A 15,677-nucleotide genomic window follows, 5' to 3' on the forward strand; every position below is an offset into this window, starting at 1 on the left:
GACGCTTTTTTTATTCTGCGTCTAACTAGTTTGACGAACTATAAAACGCTGTTGAATATCAGAGACAAGTGAATGCGCAAATAGTGATTAGCGTTGGGATAAGCGCACCCAAAAATAGACCACCAGCACCAATAGATTCATCTGCAAAACCACGCTTAAGTAAGGCAACACCTGCGGGGTTGGGGGCGTTTGCTATCATGGTTAGGCCGCCACCCGTAACAGCACCAGCGACTAGGCTGTATTTGGCTTCCTCAGAGATGCCAGCTATTAAAGAACCGAGATAAGTTAAGGCAGCATTATCCGTTACTGCGGTTAATGCAGTGGCGCCAAAATAGAGTGCTTTGGGTGACATGCTAGATACTAGGGGCTGCAGCCACCATTGTTGCATACCGCCCAGAACAACTAAGCCTGCAAGGAAAAAAGCAACCAAAAGTGCTTCTTTAATGATGAGGGGATTTTGGTGGCGGTCATAGGCCTGTGCTACACCCAAAAACATCAGAAACAAACCAAGGAAAGCAACCGGATGATGGGCAAGAGTGACCACACCCGCCAAGAAAGCAATGTGTACGAGGCTCAAGCTGATCGGGACGCTTTTTCTTTCTTTAGTTTCAGCCAATTCAACTGAATCAGTCGGCACTGATAGCTCAGTGGTCGAAGGCAAGTACTTTTTAAGTACCAGGACTGCAATACTGGCATTGATAAGGACCGCGATTGCTGCTTTCCAGCCAAAGGTGGCAAACATGAATGCCGAGTCCCACTGCCAAGTCGCGGCGACCATTAAAACGGGAGGCGCCGCGAAGGATGTTAGAGTTCCGCCAATCGAAACATTCACGAACAACACGCCTAGCGATAAGTATTTCGCTCGCTCAGGGATGTCGGATCTGAATACTTGGGGTGCCAAAATCAATGCAGCGATGGTCATTGCGGCCGGCTCTGTAATGAGTGAGCCTAGCAGTGGCACTGCCGCTAAGCCCAGCCAGGCATTGACCAGGGCTGTCGGAAACGGCGTGAGGAGTGCAATAGACTCGACTGTACTCATTACCAATTGAAGTATCGGACGAGAAGCAGCAATTACCATGACCACGAAGACGAATAAGGGCTCGGTGTATTGACGTGATTCGGCATATTTCAGTGCTGTACTGCCACCATTGATCGTAGCGATACAGAAAATTAACACGATGGCCCAGAAGCCGAAGACGACTTCGACTTCCCCCAATAGATGGAAAAGTCCCGCATGTTTTGGGTAACGATGCGCCAAGCGCTCGAATTGTTTGGTGGTGAAAGTGTGAATTAAAGCGATCGCGAATAGAATGGCGGCAATCAACTCGAGTGAGGAATGGGTCATAGTCTCAACTAAAAAAATCGCGAGGCGGCCCGACCTACGCTGAAACCTGCTACACCATCATAGGTGTGCACCCAATAAGATTTTAACGTGTATTTAGCCAAAAAGGTAATGAAATCTGAACTCGCCTTACTACGAATCGCTCGCACTGAAAGTGTTGGTTTAACTAATTTAAGTAAAAAAAGGCGGTTTTTTTGCTTCCTGTATTTCAATCTCATTGTTAATGCTCTGTTTACTAAATTCACTAAACTTCATTAGTTTTGTGTAAAAAAATTGAAACAAAGATAGCATTTCGTTATAAGGGTAAATGTGGTTTGAAGCTTTTTCTGCTGACTTATTGGGGGAGATATTTATGTTGCGCTGTGCCTTGGTGTCATTTGTTTTTTTGCTTAGTTCCCCAGCTCTGGCTGAAATAAAAACAGTCTCTTTGCCGATTATCCCTCTTCCCCAAAAAATAGTCAGTCAGCACGGCTTTTTCAAAATGAATTCGCAAGTGCAGGTTTATGCCGCGGATGAGGCTTCGCGAAACAATGCAAACTTATTGATTGAAGCATTAAATTCAACTCAACAATGGCAACTCACCTTGCACCATGGCTCGCCAGCCAAGAAGATACGCAATGCCATCGTATTTCGGGTACCCAAGGCTACCCAAGTTAATGACGAGTCTTATCAACTCAATATTCAGCAACATGGTGTTGAATTAGTTGGGAGTCAGCATGGACAGTTTTATGCCTTGCAAAGTTTGTTGCAGCTATTGCCTGTGCAACGCCAGGCACATATTCAATTGCCTCTGACACAAATACAGGATCAGCCTCGCTTTGTTTGGCGCGGCATGCATCTGGATGTCGGGCGACATATGTTTAGCGTTGAGTTTATCAAGAAATTATTAGACCAGATGGCGGTTTACAAGCTCAATACGTTTCATTGGCATTTGACCGAAGATCAAGGTTGGCGGATAGAGATAAATCGCTATCCTAAATTGACTGAGATAGGTGGATTTCGTAAGCAGACAACGAAGGATAGAAACTACCAACCTTATATAGGCGACGGCGAACCCTATGGTGGTTTTTATACCCAAGACCAGATCAGGGACGTCGTTGCCTATGCAAAGACTAAACATATTAGCGTGGTTCCAGAAATTGAATTGCCCGGACATTCATTGGCGGCCTTAGCTGCCTATCCAGAGTTGGCATGTACCTCTGGACCATTTGAGGTGGGTACTAACTGGGGGATTTTCGAAGATATTTATTGCCCCAGCGAACAAACATTTGCTTTTCTGGAAAATGTACTGACTGAGGTGATCGATCTTTTTCCCTCTGAATACATTCATATAGGTGGCGATGAAGCGCCTAAAACGCGCTGGAAAGCGAGTCCACTCGCTCAAGAAGTGATGCGACGTGAAGGCTTGAAAAATGAAGAAGAATTGCAAAGCTATTTCATCCGCCGTGTAGAGAAATTCATCAACGGTAAAGGCAAGCGCCTAATCGGATGGGATGAAATTTTGGAAGGTGGCTTAGCCCCTAATGCGACCGTGATGTCATGGCGAGGTGAAGAGGGTGGGATTGCTGCTGCAAAAGAAGGTCACGATGTGATTATGAGCCCGACGTCCTGGTGTTATTTCGATGCCGGACAAGGCCCAAAAGAGCAAGAGATGTGGCAACTCGGTGGCGAGATCAGTTTGGAAAAGGTGTATTCCTATAACCCGGTGCCGCAGACTTTGACGGCGGCGCAACAAAGTCGGATTCGAGGCGTGCAAGCAAATGTCTGGACCGAGTATCTGCGTACTCCTGAAAAGATCGAATATATGGTGTTCCCACGCATTCTTGCAATGGCGGAAGTTGCTTGGTCTGCCCAGGAACAACGTCAATTTACTCATTTCGAACAAAGAATCGCGCCCCATTATCAGCGCTTAAGCGCGCAGAAAATCGCCTACCGCATTCCTCGGCCACTAGGCTTGGATCAGATTGTATTGAAAGACGATGTAGCGATTTTGAATTTAAAGTCACCAGTCGCTGGAAGCAAACTGTATGTCAGTTTTGATGGCAGTACACCCGATACGAATGCATTGGCTTACAAGAAACCAGTCAATTTTAAACTCAGTTCCGTTCAGCCCGTTGTGGTGAAGGTCTTGACTGTTTTGCCGGATGGTCGTCGCAGTGCAGTACAACAAGTGCAAGTGCCGTTGATCAAATAGCCAGGGCGTGCCTGCTGGTCTTCTTTGCAGCGAGAATTTGATGGGGGAAGTGCAAGTACATTTCCCTCATCCTTTCCATTTACTCAGCTGCCGCCCACCGGTAATGCCGTCGTATCTTTTATCTCTTGCAAGGCAAAGCTGGACTTTACATCTAAGACTGCCGAATGTTTTAAGAGTGTGTCCATCATGAAGCGCGAGAAGTGATTCATATCCTCAACCCGCACCCGTAGTAAATAGTCCATTTCTCCTGTCATGGCATAGCAGGCGACGACTTCTGGCCATTGTTCTACTGAGGCTGCAAAGTCGATGCGTGGTGAGCGCGTGCTGCCTTTAGACGGCGTATCAGTATGCTTGTCTAGGCGTACATTAATATAGGCCAGTAAGCCCAAACCAATTTTTTCTGCTTCAATCAGCGCAACATACTTGCGGATTACACCGGCATCTTCTAATCTTTTGATACGACGTAAGCAAGGCGAGGGCGATAGATTGACCCTTTCTGCCACCTCTTGATTGGTCAGTCTGCCATCGACCTGCAAAATCGCCAGAATCTTACGGTCAATTTTATCTAATTCAATTTTCGTCATTTTATGCTCTATATTTGATATTGACGGCAATATTATTGCTCAAATGGTTGAATGTGTGCAGTATTTTGGAATTTTATGGCGTAATCTAAGCTTTATACTGATCAATTGATTTGGCGCAGGAAAACCGTTTTATTGAGTGTTATAGGTCAATGAATCGAGAATCACGGGCTGGCATTGCGCGCCACAAAAATAACTTTTAACCTCGGAGATGAAAATGGATTTACAAACTTGGGAAAACCCTATGGGGACAGACGGTTTCGAATTTATCGAATATGCCGCACCTGATCCAAAAGAACTGGAAAAATTGTTTTTAGAAATGGGTTTTGCGGCCATTGCGAAACACCGTACCAAGAATGTCACTCTGTATCGCCAAGGCGATGTGAACTTCCTCATCAATGCTGAACCAGACTCTTTTGCACAGCGTTTCGCACGTAAGCATGGTCCTTCTGTCTGCGCATTTGCCATTCGCGTTAAAGATGCTAATTTTGCTTATAAGCGTGCATTGGAGTTAGGTGCTTGGGGTTTTGATAATCAAACTGGCCCTATGGAATTGAATATTCCTGCGATCAAAGGTATCGGCGATTCTTTGATTTATTTTGTGGATCGTTGGCAGGGTAAAGATGGTGCTGCAGAAGGTGCTATCGGTAATATCAGTATTTATGACGCTGACTTTGTGGCGATTCCAGGTGCCGACCCGCATCACAAAGGCAATGGTCTTACTTACATCGATCATCTGACACATAACGTGCATCGTGGCCGTATGGCAGAGTGGTCTGATTTCTACGAAACTTATTTTAATTTCCGCGAAATTCGTTACTTCGATATCGCTGGCAAATTGACTGGTTTGAAGTCAAAAGCCATGACATCACCTTGCGGCAAAATCCGTATTCCTATCAATGAATCTTCAGACGATAAGTCTCAAATCTCTGAGTACCTCGATTTGTACCATGGCGAAGGCGTACAACATATCGCTATGGGTACTGATAACGTGTACAAAACAGTCGCGGATATGAAGGCGTCTGGCGTCACGTTCCAAGACACGATAGATACTTACTATGATCTGGTTGACCGTCGTTTGCCAGGACACGGTGAGAACGTCGAAGAGTTGCGCAAATTGCGTATCTTGATGGACGGTAAGAGCACAGAAACTTCACGTGAGTTGTTATTGCAAATTTTCACGACCACAGTAATCGGTCCTATCTTCTTTGAAGTAATTCAACGCAAAGGTGACCAAGGTTTTGGCGAAGGCAATTTCCGCGCGTTGTTCGAATCGATTGAACTGGATCAAATACGTCGTGGCGTATTGAAAGATGATACTAAAGCTACAGCGTAATGGCACAGCTTAAGACCGCAGCTTAAGGCCGCAGCTTAAGGCCGCAGCTTAAGGCGCGCTAAGTATTATTCGTAGATTAAAAAAAGCTGACATCCATGTTGGCTTTTTTTTGGAGATAAAAATGGAAACCTCAGTTTCAAATGAAGACTTTCTTGCCACTGTCGCGGAGAAATCAAACGGCGCAGCTTTGCGTGGCGACTACGAGCATATGGATGCGCATTATGTCGTACAACAAGACTGGTCAGCTTATACCGAAGAAGAGCATGAACTTTGGCGCAAGCTGTATCAACGTCAGGCAGCCTTATTGCCGGGACGTGCCTGTGATGAGTTCATAGAAGCACTGGCTAAAATGGACATTAGTGCGGGTATTCCCGTGTTTGAAAAAACCTCTAAGGCATTGTTCGCGGCTACGGGGTGGACGATAGTCGCGGTGCCAGGTTTGATTCCTGAATTAACCTTTTTTGATCATTTGGCGAATCGCCGTTTCCCAGTGACCGTTTGGCTGCGCAAACCAGAAGAATTTAATTACATCGTCGAACCTGATGTATTTCACGATTTCTTTGGTCACGTCCCTCTGTTGTTTAATCCGGTCTTCGCTGACTATATGCAACGTTATGGTCAAGGCGGTTTAAAAGCGATGCGACTCGGCGGGCTGGACGAATTGGCGCGTTTGTATTGGTACACCGTGGAGTTTGGTTTGATTAATACGCCAGCGGGCGTTCGAATTTATGGCGCTGGTATTTTGTCTTCTGGTGGAGAAGTAGAATTCTGCCTGACACCTGGAACAACCTCACGCCACATTCGTCTAGACATAGAGCGTTGTTTGCGTACCTTATATAAGATCGATTCGTATCAAGAGACTTATTTTGTGATCGATAGTTATCAGCAATTGTTTGATGGTACTGCCCCAGATTTCACGCCTATCTATGAAAAGCTAAAATCGATGGACGTATTGCCAGCGAATACTTTGCTTGATGGGGAGGTTGAATTGTTGCCCGCGCACTGATATTTACATCGTGCGTATCTAAAGAAAGCAGTGCCCTCGATTATAGGTCACTGCTTTTTTTTGAATGCTATGGCTGAGCTTTACCTGCGGCAGTCGCAGTAATCGAATGCTTGTCTAAAAAAGCAAACATCTTCGAATTGAAAATCGCCGTTTGCTCCATGTGGGGTAAATGACCTGATTGGTCAACTTCTACATACTCAAGATTCGCGATCGCACTTTTCACATTATCTGCATTGGCGACAGGTAGTGTCGGATCTTGTTTACCCCAAACCAGCAACACCGGTATCTTCGCTTGATCAATGGCTGCGTACATTGCTGGAAAATCAGCGTTTGATAAGCGCAGGGCGGAGCGTCGTAAAGCGCGTCCGAAACCGTAGTATTGCATCTGTGGACGATATCGATCTGCCCATCCGGGGAATTGCTCTGGATGCAGGAAATCCGAATTTTGACCTTCTGCTTTGCCTGGCAATTCGACGACTTGAAATAGATAGGCACCGAGTAAAGGTGTTTCTAAGATCAGGTTTTGCGCAGATCGTTTGGTACTAGGATCAACTAAAACCAGACTACGAATTTTTTGAGGATAATTAGCCGCAAAATGTGCGACTACGTAGCCTCCAAAAGAAAGTCCAAATAAGTCGATGGGCTGTTTGATTTGTAGATGATCTAACAGCTCATTGATTTGCCTTGAGTACATTGCGCCGTCGTATTGCGCATCGGGTCTGTCGGATAGGCCACGACCATAAAGATCTAAGCGGATCACGTGATAGCCCGCATCGCGTAAGGCAGCAAAAGTAGGGTCCCATATGTAAGAGGGTACGGAAAAACCATGAACTAAAACCGCAACGCGGCCCTCTTTGGGGCCGGCTTCTTCGTAGTGAGTGACGCCATCGCTGAGCTTGACGAATGCGCCGCCCGCGCCTTGGCGTGCGCTATCGCTAATGGCCAGTTTCTCAGGGTTTTTGATTTGATAGTAACCATATAATGCAGCACCTACTAAAGCGAACAACAGAGCAACGCGATGGCCGAGTTTCATAGTTTCTATTCCTTATAGTTACTGCAAAATAAAGTGACTTGAATTTACGCCAAGGACTTTATCGATTGATACACGGTATTTTAGTGATGTGTATCCTGAAAGTTGTTCTTCGAATCTTTGTACACGTTGGCTTCGCCTTCTGGTCGTGTCTTGAACCGGCGATGGGTCCAGAAATATTCGGCTGGCATTTTCAGAATTTCTGCTTCGATATAGGCGTTCATGTAACGGGTTGAGCTGACGATGTCGTCGTGCGGATAATTACGCCAAGGCTGGTCAAATTTAACATCCCAGCCATCGTATCCGGGGCGTATGCTAGCAATCACAGGAATCACTTTTGCATGAGTCGCTGTGGCGATGCGAGGCAATGCAGTTAAGGTCGCGGCGGGGACGCCAAAGAATGAAACAAATTCTGCATCTTTAGGACCAAAATCCATATCCGGTAACATGAAGAACGGCAGATTGTCACGCATGGCGCGAATGATAGGTTTGACGCCTTCGGCACGGGAGAATAGTTTGACCGCACGGAAGCGTGAACGTCCTTGACGCAGTGCTTTGTCAAAGGTCTTATTGCGCTGTGTCGTGTAGATAGAACACAAAGAAGACTCCAGCATAACGGCAACGCCTGCCACGTCTAGGCTGACAAAATGAGGACACATGAAGATCGTTGGACTACTGACCATCTCAGCCATGGGCATGCTGTAGTCGACATGTATCAGTTTGCGAAGGCGTTGTTCCGAAGACCACCACAAAATGCCACGCTCCAATACGCTACGCACATAAACTTGAAAATGGCGCTGCGAGATCTTTACCCGTTCACTTTCAGGCATGTCTGGAAAACAAAGGCGCAGATTGGTCAGGCAAATATGGCGGCGACGTCTTAACGTTAAAAACAACAAGCTACCTAAGCCTTCACCAATACGTGCCAAGATGGGCAGCGGCAACCAGTGCAACAGCCACATAATAATTAAAACAAATCTCATGCGTTTTCCTGTACTTGAATATCGTCAGGGCCCGCCACACCATCTGGTTTTTTATAACGATGATAGCTCCAGAAATATTGACTGGGTGCTTTCGCGATAAGTTTTTCCATCGCCGTATTTATCGCTCGCGCCTGTTGTGCCGAATCACCATCCAAAGATTCTTCAAATGGTACAAAACGTTGTACGAAGCCGCGTCCGAGAGGCAATCGTTCGGCATACGTCAAAATGATAGGTGCGCCAGTCATGCTAGCCAATTTAGCCGACAAAGTCATGGTGTAAGCAGCTTGTCCAAAAAAATCTGCCCATACACCTTCACCTTCCTGCGGCACCTGATCTGGCAATAAGCCTATCGCCTCGCCTTTTTTCAAAGCTTTTGCCAAGGCACGTACTCCCGAGAGATTAGCAGGCGCTAATAACATGCCGCTGGAGGCGCGTGCATCTTCAAGTAAAGGCTTGAGCGCTTCTTTGCGTGGTGGGCGATATAAGACTGTCATTTTGGTACGCAAGGCAATTGACTTGCCTGATAATTCAAAACAACCTAAATGCGGCGTCAAAAAGATCACGCCTTTTTTTGCATCAATGGCAGCTTGGGCGATTTCCCAATTTTCCAAAGTCACTTTAGCAGCCAGGCGTTCAGGTTTGCCCAACCAAATTAAGGGTAACTCCATAATATTTTTGCCCGCTTCTCGCAGCGCGACGCCAACTTCGTTTTCATAGCCAGCTAATGCCATATTGCTACGCATACGCTTGCGATATTTAGGTGACAGCATATAGACCAGATAGCCTAGGGCAACACCGATAAAGTGCAAAAAGGGCAAAGGAAAAACCGCTAAAAAGCGGAACAGACGAATTAGCATGAGTCTGGGAATGATGGTGAAATACTAAGAATGGTGGATATTTTCATATTGATACACCTCAAAGATCTAAGGCGATTCGACACGAATTCTATAAGAGGCGTAAAATAGCACATATTGGCAACTGAATGAAATGATTCCAAGGTATTGAAATCAAATTTGGATTGCCCCCGCCGAGTTAAATAGACAACTTGCGAAGCGGGTAATAAATTTCGCTAAAGCGTCGCAGGAACTCTGTCTTACTGCGACTTAACGTCACATTTTATAGGAGCCTGCGATGGCAAATGATTTTCTCTTCACCTCAGAATCCGTTTCTGAAGGACACCCAGACAAAGTTGCGGATCAGATCTCTGATGCGATTTTGGATGCCATTTTCGAACAAGATCCACGTTCTCGCGTAGCTGCTGAAACTTTAGTCAATACTGGCTTAGTCGTATTGGCAGGTGAAATCACGACGAACGCACACGTTGATTACATTCAAGTCGCGCGCGATACGATCAAGCGTATAGGCTACGATAATACCGAATACGGTATCGATTACAAAGGCTGCGCTGTTTTAGTCGCTTATGACAAGCAATCGAATGATATCGCGCAAGGTGTGGATCATGCCTCTGACGATCATTTAAATATCGGCGCTGGTGATCAAGGTTTGATGTTTGGTTATGCTTGTGACGAGACTCCAGAGCTCATGCCTGCACCAATTTACTATGCGCATCGCTTGGTCGAGCGTCAAGCACAGTTGCGTAAAGATGGACGTTTGCCTTTCTTGCGCCCAGATGCCAAAGGCCAGGTCACGATGCGTTATGTTGATGGTAAACCGCATAGCATCGATACGGTCGTATTATCAACCCAGCACAGCCCGGATCAAAGTGACGGCAATAAGATGAAGCCGTCCTTTGTCGAAGCGATCGTTGAAGAAATTATCCGTCCGGTATTGCCAGCAGAATGGTTGAAAAATACCCAATTCCTGATCAACCCGACAGGTCGTTTTGTCGTGGGTGGTCCACAAGGCGATTGTGGTTTAACGGGTCGCAAAATCATCGTTGATACTTACGGCGGTGCATGTCCACATGGTGGTGGTGCATTCTCTGGTAAAGATCCGACTAAGGTCGATCGTTCCGCTGCTTATGCGGCGCGTTACGTGGCGAAGAATATCGTGGCAGCTGGCCTGGCAAAACAATGCCAGATTCAAGTGGCTTACGCGATAGGCGTGGCACGTCCTATGAATGTGACGGTCTACACCGAAGGCACGGGCGTGATTCCAGATGATCAAATTGCAGCATTGGTCAACGAGTACTTTGATTTGCGTCCCCGTGGCATTATTCAAATGTTGGATTTGTTACGTCCGATTTATCAAAAAACCGCGGCTTATGGGCACTTCGGTCGCGAGGAACCTGAGTTCACTTGGGAACGTACCGACAAGGCGCAAATCCTGCGTGCAGCGGCTGGTCTGTAATTATTGGGAATTCAAAACTAATTTGGTACGGCATATTCGTGTACAAGAAAATTAGATCCATAAGAAAACGAGCGATGTGGCTGCTGAGCGCATCGCTCTTTTCATTGGCCTCGCCTGTGTCTGCAAATATTCCAGCAGAGAATACAGAAGCGACAGTAAGTGTTACAAGCACTGCTTTGAGTGACTGGTGCAAGCGGGTGACGCCTCGCCTACCTAAAGTGAGTCTTGCTGATTGTCGGGGTGCCAAGCTCGTCAGTAGCGGTGTGTCGTCGGTCGATGGTCTGGCTTTGATGACGCGCGATTTTGGTAGCGAAGCGAAGCGGAAGTCACCGGTGCGTATTTTGCTCATCGGTGGTATTCATGGCGATGAACATACGGCATCGTCTGTAGTATTCAAGTGGATGGAAACGCTGCAAAAAAATCGCCCACAGGAGTTTCAATGGAAAGTAGCTCCGATTGTGAATCCCGATGGTTTGCTGGCGAGGAAGCGTGTTAATGCGCACGGTGTTGATTTGAATCGTAATTTTCCTACGCCCGATTGGGACAAAGAAGCGCGAGCTTATTGGGAAAAGAAAACCAAGAGCGATCCGCGTCGTTTTCCCGGGAATGCCCCGATCTCGGAGCCTGAAAGTCGTTGGATCTTCGAGACGATCAAAAGCTACAAACCACATGTAATAGTTTCAGTCCACGCGCCTTTTGGTGTGCTTGATCTTGATGGCCCTGCAAAGCCACCGCGGCGCTTTGGACGTCTCCTTTATAACCGAGTAGGCGTGTATCCGGGGTCACTTGGTAATTACGGTGGAATGCATCAAGACATCCCTGTTTTGACCATAGAGCTGCCGCATGCATTAAAGATGCCATTGGACGTTGAGGTGACGCGTATTTGGCAGGATATGCAGGTTTGGATACGCAATAATATTCCTGGCCGTAAAAAGTAATTCTCTCAAAGGACGGGATGCGTAGACCTTACTTTATGGTGCACCAAAAAATATGAAGTTTGCAGGAAGTAATTCAGCTTTGTTGTTTGGTTGTGCAAGCTTTCAAGATTCCTTAAACCCGTCATATTCCGGTGAATCCTGCAAAACGTAGTAATTTTATGGTCTAGGTAATATATAAATATCTGCACTTTATGTCGAGAGCGCGATTAACACCTACCTTGCATGTGACATCTATGCCTTTGGTTTTTCTCGCTCCCGCGGTGACGCTTGCGGTCAAGATTTTCAGCTTGCTTTCTCATGCAAACGGCGCGGCGCTCGTCCATTGTTGAACACTAGGATAGATACTCGAGGCGCCTGAATATCTGTCGAATCTCGCTTTCCCAAAGCGATCTCAAATTGACATATCCCGAAGCATTTTGGATGCATCGCGATTGGCTAATAATACACTGCCATCACGCATGTGCAAAACCAACTGCGATTGATCATCCGCTTTCATCGATTCAACGAAATCCAAATTCACCATGACCGATCGATGTATACGCACAAAGCGTTGTGGATCTAAGCGATCTGCTAGTTCCGATAGCCCTAATCGAACCAAATACGTTTTATCGCCTACATAAATACCGGTATATTTTACGTCCGATTTGAGATAGGCAATTTCGTTCACATTAACGGGAAAAATTTGACCCCTATCTTTGACTAAGATGCGTTGCAAGGGCGCTTTGTTGGATTCTGCCACCGCCTGCAGTGCATCAATCATACTGTTATGCGGCGCGCTAGCTTCTTCTGTTTGCAAACGATCGACCGCTGCATCAAATCGCTCTAGGCTAAACGGTTTTAGTAGATAATCGACTGCATTCAATTCAAATGCAGCGACCGCATATTGGTCATAGGCAGTCGTAAAAATAATATGAGGATTGTAGTTTAGTCGCTCCAATACTTCTAGCCCGGTCATTTCTGGCATTTGTATATCCATAAACACGACTTCTGGCAGCAACAAGTTGATCTGTTCTAAAGCGCTCTTACCATCGGCTGCTTCGCCGATCAAACGCAGCTCTGAACGTTGACTTATCGCATCACGTAAACTCTCTCTGGCAAGTGGTTCATCTTCGGCAATGAAGGCGGTTTTAGTAGAAGTGGATTTCATATCATTCTCATTTCAATTGATGCAGCCAAGTTTATTGCAATCAGTTGGCTTGCGTAGGAATACTAAAGCTCACCTTAAACCCTGCACCGGGTTCTGTTTGTATTTTAAATTCAGCCTGATCACCGTATTCCAACATCAAACGTCGCTCCACCGTCCTAATCCCCATTCCCGTCGCGCTCGCGATACTCGTTATATCAGCACCCGGACCGTCATCTGAGATTACAATTTTTAAGCGTCTTTTTTCTTCATCGTAATGGCTGAAAATGCGCAAATTACCAGGCTGGCTGCGTGGGTTAAACGCATGTTTAATACTATTTTCAACCAAGGGTTGTATCGATAGCGCGGGCAAAGAAACACCTGTCACCTTACTGTCGAGATCCCAGTTCACTTGCAAACGTGTGCCTAAACGTAAGGATTCCAAATCTAAATAATCACGGACGAACTGCAGTTCATCATTGAGAGTCACGCGGTCGCTGCCACTTTTTTCTGTATCTAAAATGTAGCGTAACATGTCGGAGAAACGAAACAAAGCCGCCTCCGCAGCTTTCGCATCCTTACGCACTAGTGCAATGATGGAATGCAGCGTATTGAACAAAAAATGGGGATTCAGTTTATTGCGTAAAGCGGTTAATTCCGCCGCGACCAGTAAGTTTTGCGCTTGATTTATCGCGATCATTTGTAAACGCGCGGCAGCTGTTGCACGAACTCCATGAAATACGCTGGCAATGATACCGTACCCCATCATATTGTAAAGAAAAGGCCACATATACCAAGAAAGGTCACGTGCAGAAGGCCCGTCTTTAAAAATAAGCATTAAGCAAAGCTGTCCAGCGCCAAAAGCGATAGCAAAGAATAAGTGTGCGCCGACCAGCTTCGCAGTATTGATCTGTATTCGTTCCAAGTAACCGCTGATTGGCCAAACAACCACCAAGAATACCCCCGCCGGTAACATGTCACGAAGGATCCGGAAGAATCCAATGAGATCAAACTGCCCCTGCAAAATATTTTCAGTTTGCATCATGACACTAAGAAAGCAGGTATAAAAAATCCATGCCAAACAATAGTTGCGCCACATTCTGCTCATATCTGCCACCTATCTCCACGCATAAGTCTATCCATTTTTTACTTATTATTTGCCCTCATTTAGCCTGCATTTAGAGAGCATTTAGCGATTATTCTTTTCGTTAAAATTTGTCGATGCGAGCAAGCAACGGGCGTCGATGAAATTGTCAAATGATGCGAGAGAAATCTCACATCGCGCAGGTTTGATTTTCTTTTAACTTTCCTTTGACAAACGCACGATTGACACGCGCAAAACAGTCCGGCGCAAACATCGCTATGAAATGTGGTGCATCTAAGACTGTCACTAAACTTACTTTGCCGTGCGCACGCATCAACTGTATATGTTCGAGTGCTCCATCATAATGCGTTTTTGGGTCCATCGTGCCTTGAAGTACCAGTGTGGGAGGCAAATGCGCATCATCTTTGCCGAAGTACTTATCATGCGCATATAACGGTAGTGAAGGTTTAACGAGATAGCTAGGTAAGCCACTTGTAAAAAGAAATTTTTTCTCTTCTAATTGAAGGTCCGCCAGAGTCAGTTCCGGGCGCAGATTGTTTTCTGAGGAAGAGATATATCCCGTTAAAGGAATCGACGGCGCAAGTTGAGGGAAGTCCCCAAGAGAATCTTGGAGTACAGCCAATTGTTCTAATATCGATGTGAGTTCCTTGTCGCTTCCACTATTGAGGTCATTGATCAAATGGGGAATACGGGCGCGTAGCTCTGGGAAATCGAGCAAGCTACCTAGAAAACGTTTTAGGTTCCCACCTTGTAACTTACTTACTATTTCTGGGTTTAATCTCACTTTTTCGAGTAGGCTGGAAAGAACCTGTTCGCCTCGCGCTCCCATCATTCGATGACAATCCTTATTTTCATCACACTGTTTCAGTAGTTTTCGCCCAATATCATCAACCACTTCCGAGCGACGACTTAAATCCCATTTCGGTGCTGTTTGTAAAGGTACGAGGGAATCCAAAATAATTCCTTTGATTGGCAAAGGGCCAAATTCAAATAGGCGCAAGACTAACTGAGTACCATATGAAACACCGTACACGTAGACCGGTTTTGTCGACGGATTTTGTTGAATGAGGGCGCTCAAATCATGTGCTGCATTCGTGATAGAGAATTGCATAGTACGTTCAACATTGCGGCCAATATCAGCGTAGCATGTTTCCCATTCTGCACCAGACAATCGACTTCCGCCGGGGCTTTCTATTGATTCCTCTAATGGACATAGTCGAGTAGAGTAACCAGTGCCACGATGATCAGGTATGATCAGGTCGAAGTTGGGAAAGCCGCGTCTTAGCGTTCTTAATTGTGCATACATCGATGCGCCCGATTCGCCAGGCCCACCAGTAACAAACCACACAGTTCCTTTAGCTTTGTTTGTAGCAGGAAATTTTCTAAGGAAAAGTGAAACCTTGCCCGCATCAGGTTTTTCATAATTAAGCAGCGTTTCCACTTTTGCACATACACTTCCTTTGAGTGCAGCATGTGTTTTTGCATCGTCGCAAGACACGAAGTCGGTCGCCTGAGCGACCAGACTAACCGTCGCCAATATCAATGTTGCGGTTATGTTTTGAAATGTTATTTTCACGTCTAACTCGTTTGTTTATGGATTGAGTGAGCAAGCCTGTAATTAAACAAGCTCGAATAGATCGTAAGCATGCCGAGTAAGAATGCGGTTGGGACGTCAATTGTGATGAAATGAGAAATCGATGCAACGAAATGAGGTCAAAAACAAGATGCT

Annotated in this window: 13 protein-coding genes; 5 read left to right on the plus strand and 8 right to left on the minus strand. The window is 45.9% G+C overall.

Annotated features, from left to right (window positions below; all coding sequences use genetic code 11):
- Positions 1-58: 58 nt before the first annotated feature.
- A complete protein-coding gene (locus ACO0KZ_RS13130; protein WP_422995865.1) occupies positions 59-1,345 on the minus strand; it encodes a putative Na+/H+ antiporter in 1,287 nt (428 codons plus the stop codon).
- Between the two features lie 349 nt (positions 1,346-1,694).
- Here ACO0KZ_RS13130 and ACO0KZ_RS13135 point away from each other — a divergent pair, with 349 nt between their 5' ends.
- Complete coding sequence (locus tag ACO0KZ_RS13135; RefSeq protein ID WP_422996051.1) at positions 1,695-3,536, plus strand: beta-N-acetylhexosaminidase; 1,842 nt, start codon at positions 1,695-1,697, stop codon at positions 3,534-3,536.
- A gap of 83 nt (positions 3,537-3,619) precedes the next feature.
- Here the strand turns inward: ACO0KZ_RS13135 and ACO0KZ_RS13140 are convergent, their stop codons facing one another.
- Entirely contained in the window at positions 3,620-4,120 is a 501-nt protein-coding gene (locus ACO0KZ_RS13140) for an Lrp/AsnC family transcriptional regulator (protein ID WP_422995867.1), read from the minus strand.
- 214 nt (positions 4,121-4,334) lie between these two features.
- Between ACO0KZ_RS13140 and hppD the strand changes: the two genes are divergently transcribed.
- Together hppD and phhA are read left to right on the plus strand one after the other, a co-directional pair.
- The gene (gene hppD, locus ACO0KZ_RS13145) at positions 4,335-5,453 is read left to right on the plus strand and encodes a 4-hydroxyphenylpyruvate dioxygenase (protein WP_422995869.1); all 1,119 of its coding nucleotides are present in this window, start codon (positions 4,335-4,337) and stop codon (positions 5,451-5,453) included.
- Between the two features lie 121 nt (positions 5,454-5,574).
- Positions 5,575-6,459 carry a phenylalanine 4-monooxygenase gene (gene phhA / locus ACO0KZ_RS13150; RefSeq protein ID WP_422995871.1) on the plus strand — a complete coding sequence of 295 codons (885 nt, stop codon included), beginning with the start codon at positions 5,575-5,577 and terminating at the stop codon, positions 6,457-6,459.
- Between the two features lie 67 nt (positions 6,460-6,526).
- Here the strand turns inward: phhA and ACO0KZ_RS13155 are convergent, their stop codons facing one another.
- The 3 genes from ACO0KZ_RS13155 to ACO0KZ_RS13165 all read right to left on the minus strand — a co-directional run bounded on the left by ACO0KZ_RS13155 (position 6,527) and on the right by ACO0KZ_RS13165 (position 9,329).
- Entirely contained in the window at positions 6,527-7,492 is a 966-nt protein-coding gene (locus ACO0KZ_RS13155; RefSeq protein ID WP_422995873.1) for an alpha/beta fold hydrolase, read from the minus strand.
- Positions 7,493-7,572: 80 nt separating this feature from the next.
- Positions 7,573-8,472 carry a lipid A biosynthesis acyltransferase gene (locus tag ACO0KZ_RS13160; RefSeq protein ID WP_422995875.1) on the minus strand — a complete coding sequence of 300 codons (900 nt, stop codon included), beginning with the start codon at positions 8,470-8,472 and terminating at the stop codon, positions 7,573-7,575.
- The gene (locus ACO0KZ_RS13165) at positions 8,469-9,329 is read right to left on the minus strand and encodes a lysophospholipid acyltransferase family protein (RefSeq protein ID WP_422995877.1); all 861 of its coding nucleotides are present in this window, start codon (positions 9,327-9,329) and stop codon (positions 8,469-8,471) included. The genes ACO0KZ_RS13160 and ACO0KZ_RS13165 overlap by 4 nt, the downstream gene beginning before the upstream one ends.
- A gap of 274 nt (positions 9,330-9,603) precedes the next feature.
- On the opposite strand from ACO0KZ_RS13165, the gene metK reads away from it, so the two are divergent.
- A complete protein-coding gene (gene metK, locus ACO0KZ_RS13170) occupies positions 9,604-10,782 on the plus strand; it encodes a methionine adenosyltransferase (RefSeq protein ID WP_422995879.1) in 1,179 nt (392 codons plus the stop codon).
- Between the two features lie 74 nt (positions 10,783-10,856).
- On the plus strand, positions 10,857-11,720 hold the full coding sequence (locus ACO0KZ_RS13175; RefSeq protein ID WP_422995881.1) for a DUF2817 domain-containing protein: 864 nt from the start codon (positions 10,857-10,859) through the stop codon (positions 11,718-11,720).
- A 391-nt stretch (positions 11,721-12,111) separates the two neighbouring features.
- On the opposite strand, the gene ACO0KZ_RS13180 is transcribed toward ACO0KZ_RS13175, so the two are convergent.
- From ACO0KZ_RS13180 to ACO0KZ_RS13190, 3 genes are all read right to left on the minus strand, one after another.
- Positions 12,112-12,867, minus strand: coding sequence for a LytR/AlgR family response regulator transcription factor (locus ACO0KZ_RS13180; protein WP_422995883.1), 756 nt, complete (start codon positions 12,865-12,867; stop codon positions 12,112-12,114).
- 40 nt (positions 12,868-12,907) lie between these two features.
- The gene (locus ACO0KZ_RS13185) at positions 12,908-13,951 is read right to left on the minus strand and encodes a sensor histidine kinase (protein ID WP_422995885.1); all 1,044 of its coding nucleotides are present in this window, start codon (positions 13,949-13,951) and stop codon (positions 12,908-12,910) included.
- Between the two features lie 166 nt (positions 13,952-14,117).
- Positions 14,118-15,524, minus strand: coding sequence for an alpha/beta fold hydrolase (locus ACO0KZ_RS13190; RefSeq protein WP_422995887.1), 1,407 nt, complete (start codon positions 15,522-15,524; stop codon positions 14,118-14,120).
- Positions 15,525-15,677 lie beyond the last annotated feature (153 nt).

The sequence above is a fragment of the Undibacterium sp. Di24W genome, assembly GCF_049340325.1.
In the GTDB taxonomy this organism is placed as follows: domain Bacteria; phylum Pseudomonadota; class Gammaproteobacteria; order Burkholderiales; family Burkholderiaceae_D; genus Undibacterium.

What these genes read in the sequence shown, in the direction of transcription:
- ACO0KZ_RS13130 (WP_422995865.1), bottom strand. Translation starts at nt 1,345, where the DNA reads ATGACCCATTCCTCACTCGAGTTGATTGCCGCCATTCTATTCGCGATC.
- ACO0KZ_RS13135 (WP_422996051.1), top strand. Translation starts at nt 1,695, where the DNA reads ATGTTGCGCTGTGCCTTGGTGTCATTTGTTTTTTTGCTTAGTTCCCCA.
- ACO0KZ_RS13140 (WP_422995867.1), bottom strand. Translation starts at nt 4,120, where the DNA reads ATGACGAAAATTGAATTAGATAAAATTGACCGTAAGATTCTGGCGATT.
- hppD (WP_422995869.1), top strand. Translation starts at nt 4,335, where the DNA reads ATGGATTTACAAACTTGGGAAAACCCTATGGGGACAGACGGTTTCGAA.
- phhA (WP_422995871.1), top strand. Translation starts at nt 5,575, where the DNA reads ATGGAAACCTCAGTTTCAAATGAAGACTTTCTTGCCACTGTCGCGGAG.
- ACO0KZ_RS13155 (WP_422995873.1), bottom strand. Translation starts at nt 7,492, where the DNA reads ATGAAACTCGGCCATCGCGTTGCTCTGTTGTTCGCTTTAGTAGGTGCT.
- ACO0KZ_RS13160 (WP_422995875.1), bottom strand. Translation starts at nt 8,472, where the DNA reads ATGAGATTTGTTTTAATTATTATGTGGCTGTTGCACTGGTTGCCGCTG.
- ACO0KZ_RS13165 (WP_422995877.1), bottom strand. Translation starts at nt 9,329, where the DNA reads ATGCTAATTCGTCTGTTCCGCTTTTTAGCGGTTTTTCCTTTGCCCTTT.
- metK (WP_422995879.1), top strand. Translation starts at nt 9,604, where the DNA reads ATGGCAAATGATTTTCTCTTCACCTCAGAATCCGTTTCTGAAGGACAC.
- ACO0KZ_RS13175 (WP_422995881.1), top strand. Translation starts at nt 10,857, where the DNA reads ATGTGGCTGCTGAGCGCATCGCTCTTTTCATTGGCCTCGCCTGTGTCT.
- ACO0KZ_RS13180 (WP_422995883.1), bottom strand. Translation starts at nt 12,867, where the DNA reads ATGAAATCCACTTCTACTAAAACCGCCTTCATTGCCGAAGATGAACCA.
- ACO0KZ_RS13185 (WP_422995885.1), bottom strand. Translation starts at nt 13,951, where the DNA reads ATGAGCAGAATGTGGCGCAACTATTGTTTGGCATGGATTTTTTATACC.